This window comes from Kocuria sp. BT304 (assembly GCF_003290245.1).
Classification (GTDB): Bacteria; Actinomycetota; Actinomycetes; order Actinomycetales; family Micrococcaceae; genus Kocuria; species Kocuria rhizophila_A.
The window spans coordinates 1,064,856-1,080,827 of the sequence record NZ_CP030039.1; the positions used below are offsets into that span (position 1 = coordinate 1,064,856).

The 15,972-nt window shown below is 72.3% G+C and carries 11 protein-coding genes and 1 tRNA gene; 8 read left to right on the forward strand and 4 right to left on the reverse strand.

Going from position 1 to position 15,972, the window contains the following annotated elements; all coding sequences use genetic code 11:
- The first annotated feature begins 249 nt into the window (after positions 1-249).
- The 3 genes from DNL27_RS04885 (at position 250) to DNL27_RS04895 (ending at position 4,679) form a co-directional block, all read left to right on the forward strand.
- Complete coding sequence (locus DNL27_RS04885) at positions 250-1,371, forward strand: PDZ domain-containing protein (RefSeq protein ID WP_112235759.1); 1,122 nt, start codon at positions 250-252, stop codon at positions 1,369-1,371.
- Between the two features lie 104 nt (positions 1,372-1,475).
- Positions 1,476-4,427 (forward strand): UPF0182 family protein, encoded by a 2,952-nt coding sequence (locus DNL27_RS04890; RefSeq protein ID WP_012397938.1) that lies wholly within the window; start codon positions 1,476-1,478, stop codon positions 4,425-4,427.
- Positions 4,428-4,602: 175 nt separating this feature from the next.
- Positions 4,603-4,679: transfer RNA gene (locus tag DNL27_RS04895), tRNA-Met, on the forward strand.
- Positions 4,680-4,978: 299 nt separating this feature from the next.
- Here DNL27_RS04895 and DNL27_RS04900 read toward each other — a convergent pair.
- The 3 genes from DNL27_RS04900 to DNL27_RS04910 all read right to left on the reverse strand — a co-directional run bounded on the left by DNL27_RS04900 (position 4,979) and on the right by DNL27_RS04910 (position 9,423).
- Complete coding sequence (locus tag DNL27_RS04900) at positions 4,979-6,577, reverse strand: helicase HerA-like domain-containing protein (RefSeq protein ID WP_012397939.1); 1,599 nt, start codon at positions 6,575-6,577, stop codon at positions 4,979-4,981.
- A gap of 2 nt (positions 6,578-6,579) precedes the next feature.
- Positions 6,580-7,335: a PspA/IM30 family protein gene (locus DNL27_RS04905; RefSeq protein ID WP_012397940.1), complete on the reverse strand. Its 756-nt coding sequence runs from the start codon at positions 7,333-7,335 to the stop codon at positions 6,580-6,582.
- Positions 7,336-7,404: 69 nt separating this feature from the next.
- Positions 7,405-9,423 (reverse strand): TPM domain-containing protein, encoded by a 2,019-nt coding sequence (locus DNL27_RS04910; RefSeq protein WP_112234868.1) that lies wholly within the window; start codon positions 9,421-9,423, stop codon positions 7,405-7,407.
- 247 nt (positions 9,424-9,670) lie between these two features.
- Here DNL27_RS04910 and DNL27_RS04915 point away from each other — a divergent pair, with 247 nt between their 5' ends.
- Positions 9,671-11,299 (forward strand): S1C family serine protease, encoded by a 1,629-nt coding sequence (locus tag DNL27_RS04915; RefSeq protein ID WP_112234869.1) that lies wholly within the window; start codon positions 9,671-9,673, stop codon positions 11,297-11,299.
- Positions 11,300-11,411: 112 nt separating this feature from the next.
- On the opposite strand, the gene DNL27_RS04920 is transcribed toward DNL27_RS04915, so the two are convergent.
- Positions 11,412-11,876 (reverse strand): tRNA (cytidine(34)-2'-O)-methyltransferase, encoded by a 465-nt coding sequence (locus tag DNL27_RS04920; protein ID WP_112234870.1) that lies wholly within the window; start codon positions 11,874-11,876, stop codon positions 11,412-11,414.
- 117 nt (positions 11,877-11,993) lie between these two features.
- On the opposite strand from DNL27_RS04920, the gene DNL27_RS04925 reads away from it, so the two are divergent.
- From DNL27_RS04925 to DNL27_RS04940, 4 genes are all read left to right on the forward strand, one after another.
- Positions 11,994-13,226: a cysteine desulfurase family protein gene (locus tag DNL27_RS04925; RefSeq protein ID WP_112234871.1), complete on the forward strand. Its 1,233-nt coding sequence runs from the start codon at positions 11,994-11,996 to the stop codon at positions 13,224-13,226.
- 83 nt (positions 13,227-13,309) lie between these two features.
- Positions 13,310-14,461 carry a tRNA 2-thiouridine(34) synthase MnmA gene (mnmA, locus tag DNL27_RS04930; protein WP_112234872.1) on the forward strand — a complete coding sequence of 384 codons (1,152 nt, stop codon included), beginning with the start codon at positions 13,310-13,312 and terminating at the stop codon, positions 14,459-14,461.
- Between the two features lie 95 nt (positions 14,462-14,556).
- On the forward strand, positions 14,557-14,937 hold the full coding sequence (locus tag DNL27_RS04935) for a chorismate mutase (protein ID WP_112234873.1): 381 nt from the start codon (positions 14,557-14,559) through the stop codon (positions 14,935-14,937).
- On the forward strand, positions 14,934-15,956 hold the full coding sequence (locus DNL27_RS04940) for a hypothetical protein (protein WP_112234874.1): 1,023 nt from the start codon (positions 14,934-14,936) through the stop codon (positions 15,954-15,956). Before DNL27_RS04935 ends, DNL27_RS04940 begins: the two co-directional genes overlap by 4 nt.
- Positions 15,957-15,972 lie beyond the last annotated feature (16 nt).

Genomic DNA, 15,972 nt, shown 5'->3' on the forward strand with positions numbered 1-15,972 from the left:
CGACGGCGCCCCGCCGGGTCCGCGCTCGGCGCCCGGTCGGCGGGCCGTCGTGCTGAGAACGCAGCCCGCTCCGCGGCGCTCGCAGCCCGACCCGGGGTGCGAGCAGCGCACGGGGCCGTGCGCCGCGGACGGCGGCCCCGCGGCGTCGTCGGGCGGAGGCGTCGTGGTGGGCGGTGGCGGCGTCCCACCTGGCACCGCGGGAGACGCTCCCGGATGCAGGACCGGCGGGGGCGGGTACGCTGGGCCCTCGTGGAGAGCGAGCAGAGCACCGAGCAGGGCCCCGGGGCCACTGCGGCCGAGCGCACCGGTATCTGGCGGAGGCTGACCCGCCGGCGGCCGCTGCCGTCCGTGGCGCTGCTGGCCACGTCCGTGCTGCTGGTGGCCGCGGTGGTGATCCCCGCGCCGTACGTGGTGGAATCCGCGGGACCCACCTTCAACACCGTGGGAACCCACGACGACAAGCAGCTCGTGAAGATCGGCGGCGCGCCCACGTACCCGAGCGACGGGCAGCTGGACCTCACCACCGTGTACGTCACGGGCGGACCCTCCGGACGGCTCAACGCGGTCAACGCCCTGCTCGGGTGGCTCGACCCCGCGGACGCCGTGATCCCCGAGGACACCCTCTACCCCCCGCAGACCACGCGGCAGGAGGTGAACGACTCCAACGCCGCCGCGATGGCCACCTCGCAGGACGACTCCGTGGCCGCGGCCCTGAGCTACCTCCACCGGCCCTACACCACCACGCTCACGGTGCACGGCGTGGTCGGGGGCGGCGCCTCCGACGGCGTGCTCGAGGCCGGGGACGAGCTCGTGGCTGTGGAGGGCACGAAGGTCACGTCCCTCCAGCAGCTGCGCTCCCGGCTCGACGCCGCCGGCTCCCACGGTGCGGACGTGACCGTCCGTCGCGGCGGGGAGACCCTCACCCGGCACGTGGACCTCACGCAGCAGGAGGGCTCGTCCTCGTGGCAGCTCGGCGTGTACCTCGTGCCGCGCTACGACTTCCCCGTGTCCGTGGACTTCCAGCTGGAGCAGGTGGGCGGACCGAGCGCGGGGATGATGCTCGCGCTCGGGATCATCGAGGAGCTCACCCCCGGCTCCATGGCGGGGGACCAGCACATCGCGGGCACCGGGACCATCACCGCGGACGGCACGGTGGGCCCGATCGGCGGGATCCGGCAGAAGCTGCAGGGAGCCGCAGACTCCGGCGCCACGTACTTCCTGGCACCGAGCGAGAACTGCTCCGAGGTAACGGGCCACGTCCCGGACGGGCTCACCGTGGTGGAGGTGGGGACCCTCACGGAGGCCGTGGGGGCCGTGGAGCACGCGGCGGCGGGCAGCGTCTCGGACCTGCCCAGCTGCGGCACACGGTGACACCCCGGGGCCGCAATGTCTGGGCGCGGGCTCCGCGACACCATAAAGTTGACTCTGGCCACCCACAGGTGGCCGCCCGTGCCCAGGAAGTTCAGAGGTAAGCAGTGACCGCCGGTTCCACGTCACCCCGTCCGTCCGCCAGGTCCGCATCGGGCCGCCCGAAACGCGGGGCGCTGCTGCCCACCGTGATCGCGGTGGTGGTCCTCATCGCGCTGTTCGTCGGCTTCACGCAGGTGTACACCAACATCCTGTGGTTCGAGCAGCTCGGCTACCTGCGGGTGTTCATCACCCGCAACCTGGCCGTGATCGGGCTCTTCGTCGCCGCCGCCCTGATCGTGGCGGCGCTCATGTTCTTGAGCCTGTGGCTCGCCCACCGGCACCGCCCCCGCGGCGGTGAGGTCACGGACACCATGCGCAAGTACCAGCAGGCGCTGGACCCCGTGCGCAAGGTCGTGATGGTCGCGGTGCCGCTGATCTTCGGCCTCTTCGCGGCCTCCACGGTGGCCACCCAGTGGCAGACCGTGATGCTGTTCTTCAACCAGGAGCCGTTCGGCCAGACCGACCCGCAGTTCAGCATGGACCTCGGCTTCTACGTGTTCACGCTGCCGTTCCTGCGGCTTCTCATCGGATTCCTGGTCACGGCACTGCTGCTGGCCGGCGTGGCGGGGCTGCTCATGCACTACGTCTACGGCGGGATCCGCATCCACGAGCGCGGCATCACCACCACGCGGGCGGCGCGCGTGCACCTGGGCTCGATCGTGGCGGCGTTCCTGGCCCTGCAGGCCGTGAACTTCTGGCTGGACCGCTACTCCACCCTGATCTCCAGCTCGGGCAAGTGGACGGGCGCCATGTACACGGACGTCAACGCCGTGATCCCCACCAAGGGCATCCTGGCGGTCGCCGCGCTGCTGGTGGCCGTGCTGTTCGTGGTGGCGGGGTTCATCGGGCGGTGGAAGCTGCCGCTGATCGGCGCCGCCATGCTCGTGGTGGTGGCCGTGGTGGCCGGCGGGCTGTACCCGTGGGCCATCCAGCGCTTCCAGGTGACGCCCACCGAGCAGGCCCTGGAGAAGGAGTTCATCCAGCGCAACATCACCATGACCCGCCAGGCGTACGGGCTGGACGACACCCAGGTGACCCCCTACGACGCCACCACGGAGACGGAGAAGGGCGCCCTGCGCCAGGACACCGAGACCACCTCCAACATCCGTCTGCTGGACCCCAACGTGGTGTCCTCCGCGTTCGCGCAGTTGCAGCAGTTCCGGCCGTACTACCAGTTCCCGGAGATGCTCAACGTGGACCGCTACGACATCGACGGGCAGAGCCAGGACACGGTGATCGCCACGCGCGAGCTGAACCCGGACCAGATCCAGGGCTGGTACAACCAGTCCGTGGTCTACACCCACGGCTACGGCGTGGTGGCCGCGTACGGCTCCCGCGTGCAGTCGGACGGCAAGCCGCAGTTCATGCAGGCCGGCATCCCGTCCAAGGGCGAGATCTCGGACGACTACGAGCCGCGGATCTACTTCGGTGAGAAGTCCCCCAACTACTCGATCGTGGGCGGCGCAGCCGAGGACGCACCCCTCGAGCTGGACCGGCCGCAGACCAACGAGGGCGACGCCGAGGACGCCAAGACCACGTTCACCGGCAACGGCGGACCCAACGTGGGGAACTGGTTCAACAAGCTCGCGTACTCCATCAAGTTCCAGTCCACGGACATGCTGCTCTCGGACGCCGTGCGCCCGGAGTCCCAGATCCTCTACGACCGCAACCCGCGTGAGCGCGTGGAGAAGGTGGCCCCGTACCTGACCGTGGACGGCAAGCCCTACCCGGCGATCGTGGACAACAAGGTGGTGTGGATCGTGGACGCCTACACCACGGCGGCCTCCTACCCGTACTCGTCCCCGTCCGTGCTGCAGGACGCCACCAAGGACACCCAGACCGCGCAGGGCACCACGGCCGCGCTGCCGAACGAGCGGGTCAACTACATCCGCAACTCGGTCAAGGCCACGGTCAACGCCTACGACGGCTCGGTGGAGCTTTACGCGTGGGACGACCAGGACCCGGTGCTGAAGTCCTGGCAGAACGTCTTCCCCAGCACGGTCAAGCCGTACTCGGAGATGTCCGCGGACCTGATGGCGCACGTGCGCTACCCGGAGGACATGTTCAAGGTCCAGCGCGAGCTGCTCAACCGCTACCACGTGACGGACGCCAACAGCTTCTACGCGAACGACGACGTGTGGTCGGTTCCCAACGACCCCACCCAGCAGAACCGGAACGTCTCCCAGCCCCCGTACTACCTCTCCATGCGGATGCCGGGGGAGAAGGAGGCGAACTTCTCGCTCACGTCCTCGTTCATCCCGCAGCAGAACGAGTCCGGCAACACCCGCAACGTGATGTACGGCTACCTCTCCGCGAACGCGGACGCGGGTACCGGCAAGGACGGCGTCAAGAGCGAGAACTACGGCAAGCTGCGGCTGCTCGAGCTGCCGCGCTCGTCGGTGGTGCCCGGGCCCGGGCAGGCGCAGAACCTGTTCAACTCGGACACGGACGTCTCCCAGGAGCTCAACCTGCTGCGCCAGGGTGCCTCCGAGGTCATCAACGGCAACCTGCTGACCCTGCCGGCCGGCGGCGGCATGCTCTACGTCCAACCGGTCTACGTGCAGTCCTCGGGTGACGCCGCGTATCCCACGCTGCGGCGCGTGCTCGTGGGCTTCGGCGAGAAGGTGGGCTTCGCCCCCACGCTCGACGGCGCTCTCGACGAGGTCTTCGGCGGCAACTCCGGCGCCAAGACGGACACGGGCGCCGGGGTGAGCGAGAAGGCGGCCGAGGCGGCCCAGGGCGGCAAGGGCAAGGACTCGACGCCGTCCCCGAGTCCCTCGGGCACCCCCGTGCCGCGCTCCTCATCACTGCAGGAGGCCCTGGACACGGCCAACAAGGCCATGCAGGACTCGGACAAGGCCATGAAGGACGGTGACTGGACCAAGTACGGGGAGGCCCAGGACCGGCTCAAGCGCGCGATCGACGACGCCATGGCCCAGGACGGCGCCACGAAGTAGTCACGCGGTCTCCGCCACCGGGCGGCCGTCGGGATGCGTCCCGGCGGCCGCCCGTTGCCGTGGCGCGGTCGGTTGGGGACCGTGCCGGTGCCGCGGCGCGTTCGTCCGTCCCCGGGCAGGGTTCGATCCCCGATTTGCACGCTCCGGGGGGCGTGCGTATAGTTGTCGATGTCGCCGCGGGGTGGAGCAGTTCGGTAGCTCGCTGGGCTCATAACCCAGAGGTCGCAAGTTCAAATCTTGCCCCCGCAACCACGGAGAAGCCCGGTTCCTGATCAGGAACCGGGCTTCTTTCATGTCCGCAGCAACCCACCCCCTCCCGACGCGCGCTCCGCGCCCTCGGACGGCGGGGGTCGCAGGTCGGCCCCCGTCTCCCTCGGGGCCCCGTCGGGCCGTAGGCGCCGGGTCGTCGTGGATTGACGCCGAGAACCCGCGTGCCCCGTCTCCGACAGCACTACGCAGCCCCGCGCGGCACCGCCCACCGCACGGCACCCCTCACAGCACGACGCCGCCGGGCCCCGGCGGGGCAGCGCGGCGTCGTGCGGGGTGGTGCGTCAGCGGCGCCGTCGGGAGGTGCCGAAGATCGAGCGGGTGATCTCCCGGCCCAGGGCCGTGCCCGCCGAGCGCATCATCGAGCGCACCGCGGGGTTGTCCATGACCGAGCCCAGGAAACCGCCCTCGTCGCGCTGCTCCTGGCGGGGGGCGTCCTCCCGGGGACGACGCCGCTCGGCGGGCTCCTCGTCCCGCGGCGCCTCGGGAGCGTCCCGCCCGGTGGCCGGCTCCTGCGCCTTCTCCAGCCGCCCGCGCAGCAGCTCGTAGGCGGACTCCCGGTCCACGGGCTCCCCGTAGGTGGCCATCAGCGGGGACGCGGCCACCGCGGCCTCGATCTCCGCCTGCGGGGCGGGCTTCATGAGGGACTGCGGGGCCCGCATCCGGGTCCAGGCCACAGGGGTGGGCGCGCCGGTCTCGGAGAGCACCGTGACCACGGCCTCGCCCGTGGCGAGCTGGGTGAGCAGCTGCTCGAGGTCGTACTCGCTGCGGGGGTAGGTGCGGGCGGCGGCCTTGAGGGCCTTGGCGTCGTCGGGCGTGAAGGCCCGCAGCGCGTGCTGCACCCGGTTGCCCAGCTGCGCGAGCACGTCCGTGGGGATGTCCTTGGGGGACTGGGTCACGAAGAAGATGCCCACCCCCTTGGAGCGGATGAGCCGCACGGTCTGTTCGATGGACTCCAGGAACTCCCGGGAGGCGCCCTCGAACAGCAGGTGCGCCTCGTCGAAGAAGAATACGAGCTTGGGCTTCTCCGCGTCCCCGACCTCTGGCAGGTCCTGGAAGAGGTCCGCGAGCAGCCACATGAGGAACGTGGAGAACAGCCGGGGCTGCTGCTGCACCGCGGCCAGCTCGAGACACGAGATGATCCCGCGGCCGTCCTCCGCCGTGCGCAGCAGCTGCGCGGTGTCGAACTCGGGCTCCCCGAAGAACACCTCGGCGCCCTGGTTGGCGAACGTGGTGAGCTCGCGCAGGATCACCCCGGCGGTCTGCTTGGACAGGCCCCCGATGCTCGCGAGCTCCTCCTTGCCCTCCGGGGAGGTCAGGTGCACGATCACCTCGCGCAGGTCCTTGAGGTCCAGCAGGGCGAGCCCGTGGGAGTCCGCGTAGTGGAACACGAGCCCCAGCGAGGACTCCTGGGTGGCGTTGAGCCCCAGCACCTTGGCGAGCAGCGTGGGCCCGAAGGACGTGACCGTGGCGCGCACCGGCACACCGGGTCCCTGGCCGCCCAGACTGTAGAACTCCGTGGGGCTCGCGGTGGGGCTCCACTGCTGGCCCACGGACTGCGCCCGCTCCGCCACCTTGGGGCTGTCCTCGCCGGGCTGGGAGATCCCGCTGAGATCGCCCTTGACGTCCGTGAGGAACACGGGCACGCCCTGGGCACTGAGCTGCTCGGCGAGCGCCTGCAGGGTCTTGGTCTTGCCGGTGCCGGTGGCCCCGGCCACCAGGCCGTGGCGGTTGAGGGAGGACAGCGGCACGCGCACGGGGGCGTCCGGGTGCGCGCCGACGTCGTCGAGGGCGGCGCCGAGGTCCAGGCACGCGGCCTCCGTGGCGTAGCCGGAGCGGATGGCGTCGAGCTGCTGCTGTGCGCCGGGGTGGTCCTGCGTCATCCTCAGATCTCCTCCGCGGAGACGATGTTCTCCCCGTTCTTGGTGGAGCCGCCGTTCTTCAGAGCGGCGAGCCGGGCCTCGATCTCGGTCTGCTGCCCCATGGACTCGAGGGCCTCGAACTGGCGGTCCAGGGAGGAGTCCGCGAGCTCCTGCTGCCCGGCCACGCGGGCCTCCTCGCGGCGGATCTTGTCCTCGAAGCGCGAGACCTCGCTCGTGGGGTCCATCACGTCGAAGGACTTCAGGGCGTCCTGCACCTGCGACTGGGCCTGCACGGTCTTCTGCCGGGCGGCGAGCTCGTCCCGCTTGGCGGAGAGCTCCTGGAGCTTGCCCCGCATGGTGTTCAGCCCGTCCTTGAGCTTCGCCACGATCTCGGTCTGCGCGGCGATCTGGGGCTCCGCGCCGCGGGCCTCGTTCTCGGACTGGATCTGGCGCTGGATGGCCACCTTGGCGAGGTCGTCGAACTTCTGGGCCTCACCGTCCTTGCCCGCGGCGCGGAACTCGTCCGCCTTGTTGGACGCGGCGAGCGCCTTGGAGCCCCACTGCTGGGCCTCCTGCAGGTCCTCGGCGTGGTCCTTCTCGAGCAGGCGGAGGTTGCCGATGGTCTGGGCCACGGCGGACTCGGCCTCACGAATGTTCTCCATGTAGTCCCGCACCATCTGGTCGAGCATCTTCTGCGGGTCCTCCGCGGAATCGATCATGGCGTTGATGTTGGCCTTCGCCAGCTGGGCGATCCGGCCGAAGATGGACTGCTTGGTCATGGTGTTCTCCTGTTCTGGTGGTGCAGATGGACCTGAGATCTGTGGGCCCCTCCCGGGGCCCGGGGCGGGTCAGAAGTTGCCGCCCACGCCGCCGTCGAAGCCGCCGCCTCCGCCGAAGTCCCCTCCGCCGAAGCCGCCGCCGAAGTCGCCTCCGCCGAAGCCGCCCCCGCCGTGGCCCCCGCCGAAGCCGCCGCCGTTGAGGATCCCGCCCAGCAGGATGCCTCCGAGCATCGCGCCGCCCATGCCGTTGCTGCGGCGTCCGCCGTAGCCGGGGCCGTAGCCCACGGGGGAGTCGTAGAACTGGTCCACGTCGTCCTGGGCGCTGCGCTGGGCGGCGTCGGCGAGCCGGATGGACTCGTTGGCCTCGGTCAGGGCGCGCTCGGGGTCGGAGTTCTGCAGCTGCTGGGCGATCCCGAGGTGGCGCTCGGCCTCCGCGAGCTGGGTGCGTGCCTGGGCTCCCACGCCACCGCGGCGGGCCCACACGTAGTCCGACGCGGTGGTCAGGCTCGCCTGCGCGCTCACGAGGGCGTGGCCGAGGGTCTCCCGGGCGGCGCGGGCGCGGTCGTGGGAGTCGCGGACGTCCTGCAGCCCTTTGTCCAGCTCGGCCTTGGCCTGGGCGAGACGCCGTGTGGCGCCGATGGGGTCGTAGTGCCCTGAGGACATCTGCTGCCTGACCGTCTCCAGCACGGAGCGCACCCCGGCGGCCGCGCCCGCGAGCTCGGGTCGCGAGCCCTGCTGCACGAGCCCCTCGGCCTCCGCGACGTCCCGCTGGGCGATGCTCACGGCGTCCTTGAGGGACTCCTCGGCGCGGGAGAGCTCACGGCGGGCGTTCTCCACGGAGCCGACCAGCCGCTCGGCCTGGCCCTGGGCCTCCTCGGCGGCGCGGATCTGCAGCACCGCCTCGGAGACCCGGCCCGCCGCGAGGTCCTCCTGCGCGGCGGTCACGGCGTCGTCGGCGAAGTCCAGGCGCTCGCGGGCCTGCTGGCCGTTGTCGCGCACGGGGGCCAGGGCGGCGTCGTCGTAGCCGGAGTGCAGCTGCACGAGCAGAGTCTCGGCGTCCTGCAGCCGGGGCCTCGTGGCGGCGACCGCGCCGCGCACGTGCTCGAGCGCCTCCGGGGCACGGCCCTCGAGCTGACGCAGCTGCGAGAAGTTCTGCTCCTGCTCGGCGAGCGGCGCGCGGGCCTGGCGGCTGCGCTCGATGATCTCCCCGAGCCACGCGCGCTGCTCGGCCTCGGTGTCCGGGATGTCGTCCTCGAGCTTCTGCTGCAGCTCGAAGGAGGCCCGCATGTGCTCCTTGGCGCGCTCAATCGCCTCCTCGAACGGGCGGGTCTGCTCCGTGCCGTACTGCAGCTGCGCGAACGCGAGCTCCTGCTCGGAGTGCTGGATCGCGTTGTCCGCCTCCACGAGCGCCGAGCCCGCCTGCCGGTGCAGCTCGGGCAGCGGTGCGAGGGGCTGCTGGTCGGCGGTCCCGGGGGGCGCCCCCGTTCCGGTCTGCGCTCCCCGTTCACGACGACGCCGCGAGCGCATCACGGCGGCGGCCCCCACCGCGGCCGCGCCCACACCGCCCGCGACCACGAGCCCGGTCACGGCCCCGCCAGCAAGCCCCCCGCCGAGCTCACGGTTGATGCCGTCCACGGCGCCCTGGGCGGCCGCGTTCCAGTCGTCGGTGCGCAACGGAGGGAGGATGTCCTTGGTGTAGATGTCCTGACGCTCGGAGGAGGAGAGGGGTCCCGCGGAGTTCGCCAGGAAGCGGACCTGCCGGGAGGAGGTGGCCACCGCCAGGACGGCGTCGTTGGTGCCCAGCCCGTTGGTGCGGGCGAACTGCTGGGCCCACTCGTCCGGGTTGGTGGGATCCGTGAACCGGTCCACGTAGACCACGTACAGGGTGATGCCGCGCTTGTCCGCGAGCGCGGAGATGTCCTTCTGCAGCGCGGAGGTGTCTCCCAGCACGTGGGCCTGGTCCACCACGCGCACCCCCGCATCCACGGCGGTGGGCGGCTCGGCCCAGGCGGGAGTGGTGGCCAGCAGGCACGCTCCCGTGAGCACGGAGACGGACAGCGTGCGGCGCCAGGCGGTGCGTGAACTCATGACCCTCGTTCCCTCGGATGACAGCCCTGTGAGCATCCGGCGGGGCAGGCGAGACCCGGCGGTGCGTGTCCCAGACTACGCTGAGGGCTCGGCGTGGTCACCGCTTCAGGAAGCATGAGCAGAACATCCGGGAAATCTCCAGAAAACCGCCAGTTCTCCCAGCGCCGGTCCAGTCGGAGTGGGCATACTGTGATCTCAGCAGTCCACCGAACCGGTCACCGGTGCACCAGGTCCCCAAGGAGAGAACATGGCTGATTCCCGCGATCCTCGCACCGGGGGAGACCCCGCAGGTCCCGTCCCCCGCTACGGGCAGTACGGCCCCGGCGGCGGGGACGTCCCCCCGGCCGGGCAGGACGGCTCCCCTTGGAACGGTCACGACACCCGGCCCATCCCGCCCACCGGCCACGAGCCGCGCGCCGGTGACGGCCACGGGGCCGACCCCTACGACGCCGCTCGCGGCGTCGGGCAGCCCGGGGGCGACTCCCACGACTACGCCAACCAGGCTCCCGCCGGGGCCGGGTACGAGGGCGCGGGGTACGGCGCGGTCGGCCGCGACGGCTACGACTCCGGTCAGGGCGGAGGAGGCTACCCGCCCCAGGGGCCGGGCCAGGGCGGCGTCGACGGCACCGGGTACCCGGCCGGGGGCGGCACCGCAGCCGCCCCGCGGCGCAGGTTCTCGGCGGGCACCATGGTGGCCGGAATGGCCCTCGCGGGCCTGCTCGGTGCGGGCGTGGCCGTGGGAACGGGAGCCGTGGGAGGCTCCTCGGCAGCGGGCGGCACCAGCAGCGCGCCCGTGATCGTGAACAACACGGACTCCGTCAACGAGATCACAGCCGCCACCAAGAAAGCCTCGCCGTCCGTGGTGACCATCTCCGCCACCGCGGGCAACCAAGCGGGCACGGGTTCCGGCGTGCTGCTGGACGACCAGGGCCACGTGCTGACCAACACCCACGTGGTCACCCTGGACGGCGCCGCCTCCGACGCCAAGCTCGAGGTGCAGGCCGCGGACGGCTCCGTGCGCAAGGCCACCGTGGTGGGCACGGACCCCGAGTCCGACCTCGCCGTGATCAAGGTGGACCCCAGCGGGCTGACCCCCGCGGAGTTCGGGGACTCGGACAAGCTCAACGTGGGGGACGCCGCCATTGCGATCGGTGCGCCCCTCGGGCTCAGCGGCACCGTGACGGACGGCATCGTCTCCACGCTCAACCGCACCATCACGGTGGCCTCCTCCGCGGCCCAGGACACACCGGACGAATCGCAGAAGAGCCCCGGTGGTCCGCAGGACTTCTTCTTCAACTTCCCGGACAACGGCCAGTCCGGCTCCCAGTCCGCGAAGTCCAGCGTGTACCTCAACGTGCTGCAGACGGACGCCGCGATCAACCCCGGCAACTCCGGCGGTGCCCTCGTGAACGCCCAGGGGCAGGTGATCGGGATCAACGTGGCCATCGCCTCGGCGGGCGGCTCCTCCTCCGGTGACTCGAGCGCGTCGGGCAACATCGGCGTGGGCTTCTCGATCCCGTCCAACACGGCCAAGCGGGTGGCGGACGAGATCATCAAGGACGGCAAGGCCACGCACGGCTACCTCGGGGCCACGGTGTCCCCGTACTCGCCCTCCGGCAGCTCCTCGGACCAGTTCACCTCGGGTGCCCTCGTGCGCTCGGTGGCCTCCGGGTCACCCGCGGACGACGCCGGGCTCAAGGCCAATGACGTGATCACCTCGTTCAACGGCAAGCAGATCAAGGACGCCGACGCCCTCACCGCGAGCGTCCGCGAGCTCTCCGCCGGCTCGAAGGCCGAGGTGGTCTACCGCCGCGGCAACGACGAGCGCACCGCTTCGGTCACGGTGGCCAACGCCGCGGACCAGAAGGGCAAATAGGCGACGCACCGCGGCGGGCCAGGGTGGTCCGCCGCGGTGGGTGGCGGGTGGCCCGCCGCGGTGGCCCGGGCGGCGTCGTGGTCCTGCCCGGCGCACCGCATGAGGTGGGCGCTCAGACGCCGTCCGGGAAGCCGAGCTGGCGCCAGGCCTCGTAGAGCGCGATGGACGCCGAGTTGGCGAGGTTGAGCGAGCGCCTGCCTGGGAGCATGGGGATCCGCACCCGGTCGTGGACGTGCTCGTCCGTGAGCACCTCCTCCGGCAGCCCCGTGGACTCCCGCCCGAACAGCAGCACGTCCCCGTCCCGGTACGCCACGTCGGTGTGCCTCGTGCTCGAGTGGGACGTGAACGCGAAGACCCGCGCGTCCCCGAGAGCGTCCCACAGCGCGTCCACCGTGGGGTGGACGTCCATCACCGCGAGGTCGTGGTAGTCCAGGCCCGCGCGGCGCAGGTTCGCGTGGTCGAAGTTGAAGCCGAGCGGCTCCACAAGGTGCAGGCGGGCCCCCGTGCACGCGGCGAGCCGGATGGCGTTGCCGGTGTTGCCGGGGATCTCGGGGGTGTGGAAGACGAAGTGGAGCATAGCTGCGAGTCTAGGCCCCGCCGGCGCGCCGCACGCGGCGGTCCGAGCCCCGTGTGGGCATCCTGCGGACCGGGCTTCGGGCCGGGCCGTGCACCGGGCCGGTCGTAGGATGGGCCCATGCCCACACCCCGCATCTACATGGACCACGCCGCCACCACGGACATGCTCCCGGAGGCCGTCGACGCCTACCTGGAGCAGGCCAGGCGGGGCGGCAACCCCGCGTCCCTGCACTCCGGCGGGCGGTCCGCGCGCATGGCGCTGGAGACGGGGCGGGACGCCGTGGCCGGTGCCCTGAACGCGGAACCGGTGGAGATCATCCTCACCTCCGGGGGCACCGAGGCGGACAACATGGCGGTGCTCGGCCTGTTCCGTGCCGCCCACGAGGCGGACCCGCGCCGCACGGTGATCGCGCTGTCCGCCGTGGAGCACCACGCCGTGTCCGAGGCCGCCGAGTGGCTCGCGGCGCACGAGGGCGCGGAGCTCGTGTGGCTGGACGTCGACGCCGCGGGGCGTGTGGATCCCCACCAGCTCGAACGGCTCCTGGCCGAGCGCGCGGCGGAGGTCGCCCTGGTCACCGTGATGTGGGCCAACAACGAGGTGGGGACCGTGCAGCCGGTGGCCGAGCTGGCCGCCCTGTGCGACGCCGCCGGGGTGTCCTTCCACGTGGACGCGGTCCAGGCGTTCTGCGCCGTGCCCGTGGACGCCCACCTGCCCGGGATCAGCACGCTGGCGGTCTCCGCGCACAAGCTCGGCGGACCCATGGGTGTGGGTGCCCTCTACGCGCCGCGCACCGTGCGTCTCGCCGCCACGAGTTTCGGCGGCGGCCAGGAGCGCAGCGTCCGCTCGGGCACCGTCAACGCCGCGGGCGCCGCGGCCTTCGGCGCCGCCGTGGAGGCGGCGCAGCGAGCATTCCGGGACGAGTTCCTGCGCCGCGCCGCGCTGCGCGACGCACTCGTGGCGGGCATCCGGGACCGTGTCCCCGAGGCGGTGCTGCGCGGACCCGAGCCCGGCAGTCCCACCGAGGAGTGGGAGCACCCCACGCGTCTGCCCGGCAACGCGCACTTCACCTTCCCCGGGTGCGAGGGCGACTCCATGCTCTTCCTATTCGACGCCGCCGGGGTGGCCCTGTCCACGGGCTCGGCGTGCAGCGCGGGCGTGCCCCGTGCCTCCCACGTGCTGCTCGCCATGGGCGTGGACGAGGAGACCGCTCGCGGCGCCCAGCGCTTCTCCCTGGGCCACTCCAGCACGCGGGAGGACGTCGACACCGTGCTCGACGCCGTGGTGGACGTCCACGCCCGGGCCCGAGTGGCGGGCCTGTCGGGTCACGTCCCGGGGGCCTTCACCTCGTGATCCGGCTCGTGGCGGGGAATAGCCGCTGCTGAGCACGGGTTGTTAAGGCGTCCCGTCCAACGACACCTTCCGAAGGGGATCCCGTGCACGTTCTGGCAGCAATGAGTGGCGGAGTGGACTCCGCCGTGGCCGCGGCCCGTGCCGTCGACGCCGGGCACGAGGTCACCGGCGTGCACCTCGCACTGTCCCGCACCCCGGGGACGCTGCGCACCGGGGCCCGCGGCTGCTGCACCATCGAGGACTCCCGGGACGCGTGGCGCGCCGCGGAGAAGCTCGGGATCCCGTACTACGTGTGGGACTTCTCGGAACGCTTCCAGGCAGACGTGGTGGACGACTTCGTGGCCGAGTACGCCGCTGGGCGCACCCCCAACCCCTGCATGCGCTGCAACGAGAAGATCAAGTTCGCCGCTCTGCTGGAGAAGGCCCTGGCGCTCGGCTTCGACGCCGTGTGCACGGGCCACTACGCCAAGGTCGTGGAGGGCCCGGACGGCCACAAAGAGCTGCACCGCGCCGCGGACTGGGCCAAGGACCAGTCCTACGTGCTGGGCGTGCTCACCGCCGAGCAGCTCGAGCACGCCATCTTCCCGCTCGCGGAGACGCCCTCCAAGGCGCAGGTGCGCGCGGAGGCCGAGGAGCGGGGGCTGTCCGTGGCCACGAAGCCCGACTCCCACGACATCTGCTTCATCCCGGACGGGGACACCCGTGGCTGGCTCGCGGACCACATGGACCTGGACCCCGGGCGGATCGTGGACACCGAGGGCAACGAGCTCGGGGAGCACCGCGGCGCGCAGGCCTACACCGTGGGCCAGCGCCGCGGCCTGCACATCGGCCGCCCGGCCCCTGACGGCAAGCCGCGCTTCGTGCTGGAGGTCCGCCCCAAGACCAACGAGGTGGTGGTGGGTCCCGAGCAGCTGCTCGCGATCGACGTCATGGAGGGCATCCGCCCCTCCTGGGCGGGGCTGCCCCCGCGGGAGGTCGCGGCACTCGGGGCCGATCCCGAGGCCCGTTCCGAGGAGTTCGAGGTGACCGTGCAGGTCCGCGCCCACGGGGACCCCGCGCCGGCCCGCGCGTGGCTCACCCGCTCGGAGGGCACCCCGCGGCTGCACGTCCGCCTGGACACGGCCCAGCGCGGCGTGGCCCCGGGCCAGACCATGGTGCTCTACCAGGGCACCCGCGTGCTCGGGCAGGCCACGATCGACGCCGCCTTCGCGGACCGCCCGCACGCCGCCGTCTGACCTGTTCCCGCCGGTGCCACCGCAGTGGCGGCTCCGGTCGGGGGACGGACCCGCGGGCACGGGTGCCGCGTCCGCCGCCGTTTAGAGTGGTGGGCATGAGTTCCGCCACCGACCCCGCAGACCACGCACCCGTCGACCCCGCCGCGAGCTCCGCCGCGTCCAGCACGTCGGAGAGCGCGCTGGAACGGCTCCACGAGATCCGCGGCACGATCGACAACATCGACGCCGCCCTGGTCCACCTGCTCGCGGAGCGCTTCAAGGCCACCCAGCGCGTGGGTCGGCTCAAGGCCGCGAACGACCTGCCGCCGTCGGACCCCGAGCGGGAGCGGGCCCAGATCGAGCGGCTGCGCAGCCTCGCGGAAGCCGCCCACCTGGACCCGGAGTTCGCGGAGAAGTTCCTGAACTTCATCATCAGCGAGGTGATCCGCCACCACGAGGCGATCTCCGAGGGCCACCAGCGGGCCACGGACGCATGAGCGGGTTCGCGCCGGACGCCGTCACCGCCACGCTCACCCGGCCCCTGCGGGGGACGGACGTCGTGGAGACCTTCACCGTGCTGCGGGGCGAGCTGGGAGATCCGCACCGCGCGGCCGTGCCGGTCCTGCCGGAGCGCGGCCCGCACGCGGAGCTCGCGGCACGCACGTGCGCGGTGCTCGACTCCCTGCACGCCGACCGTCAGCCGCACGGCTGGCGGGTCACCGGTGTGGCCGGGGAGGACTCCCGGCGCGCCCGTGCGCTGCTCGCGAGCGATCTGCACGCCGTGGCGGACGTCCTCGGTGCGGAGTCCGGGGCCGACACCGCCCCCGTGGTGTTCTCCCTGCTGGGCCCCGTGTCGCTCGCGGCCACCGTGCACGTGCGCAACGGAGAGAAGCTGCAGTCGGATCACGGGGCGCGCCGTGAGCTTACGCAGTCCTGGTGCGCGGGAATCCCCGAGCTCATGGCGGCGATCCGTCGCAACACGGACGGCCGGGGCGCGGTGCTCGTGCTCCAGGAGCCCGAGCTCGAGCGCGTGCTGGGCGGGACGATCCCCACGGCCAGCGGCTACCGCACGCTGCGCAGCCTGCCCCGGGCCGAGGTGCGGGCGGGGCTCACCGCCGCGGTCGACGCGTGCCGTGGGGCCGGTGCGTCCGCGGTCGTGCTCGACGCCGGTGCCGCGTCCGCCGAGTGGGCGCCCCGCTGCGGGGCCGACGTCGCGGTCGTGGCACCGCCCACCGGGGGCACACGTGCCTGGGAGCCGCTGGCGGCCCTGCACGAGAGCGGTGTGCGCCTGTGCGTCGACACCGCCCCGGTCTCGGCGCACACCCCCGCGCGGGACGTCGTGGACCGGCTGCTGCGGCCCTGGCGGGAGCTGGGCATGGACCCGGCCGCGCTGCTGGGAACCGTGCTCGCGCCGTCGTCCGGGGTCAGTGACCTGGCTCCACCGCAGCTGCCGGCGGCGCTGCGACGGGTGACCGGGGCGTGCGGCGCGCTCACGGAGGCCGCCAACGAGGGTTGAGGCCGCTCAGGCCGTA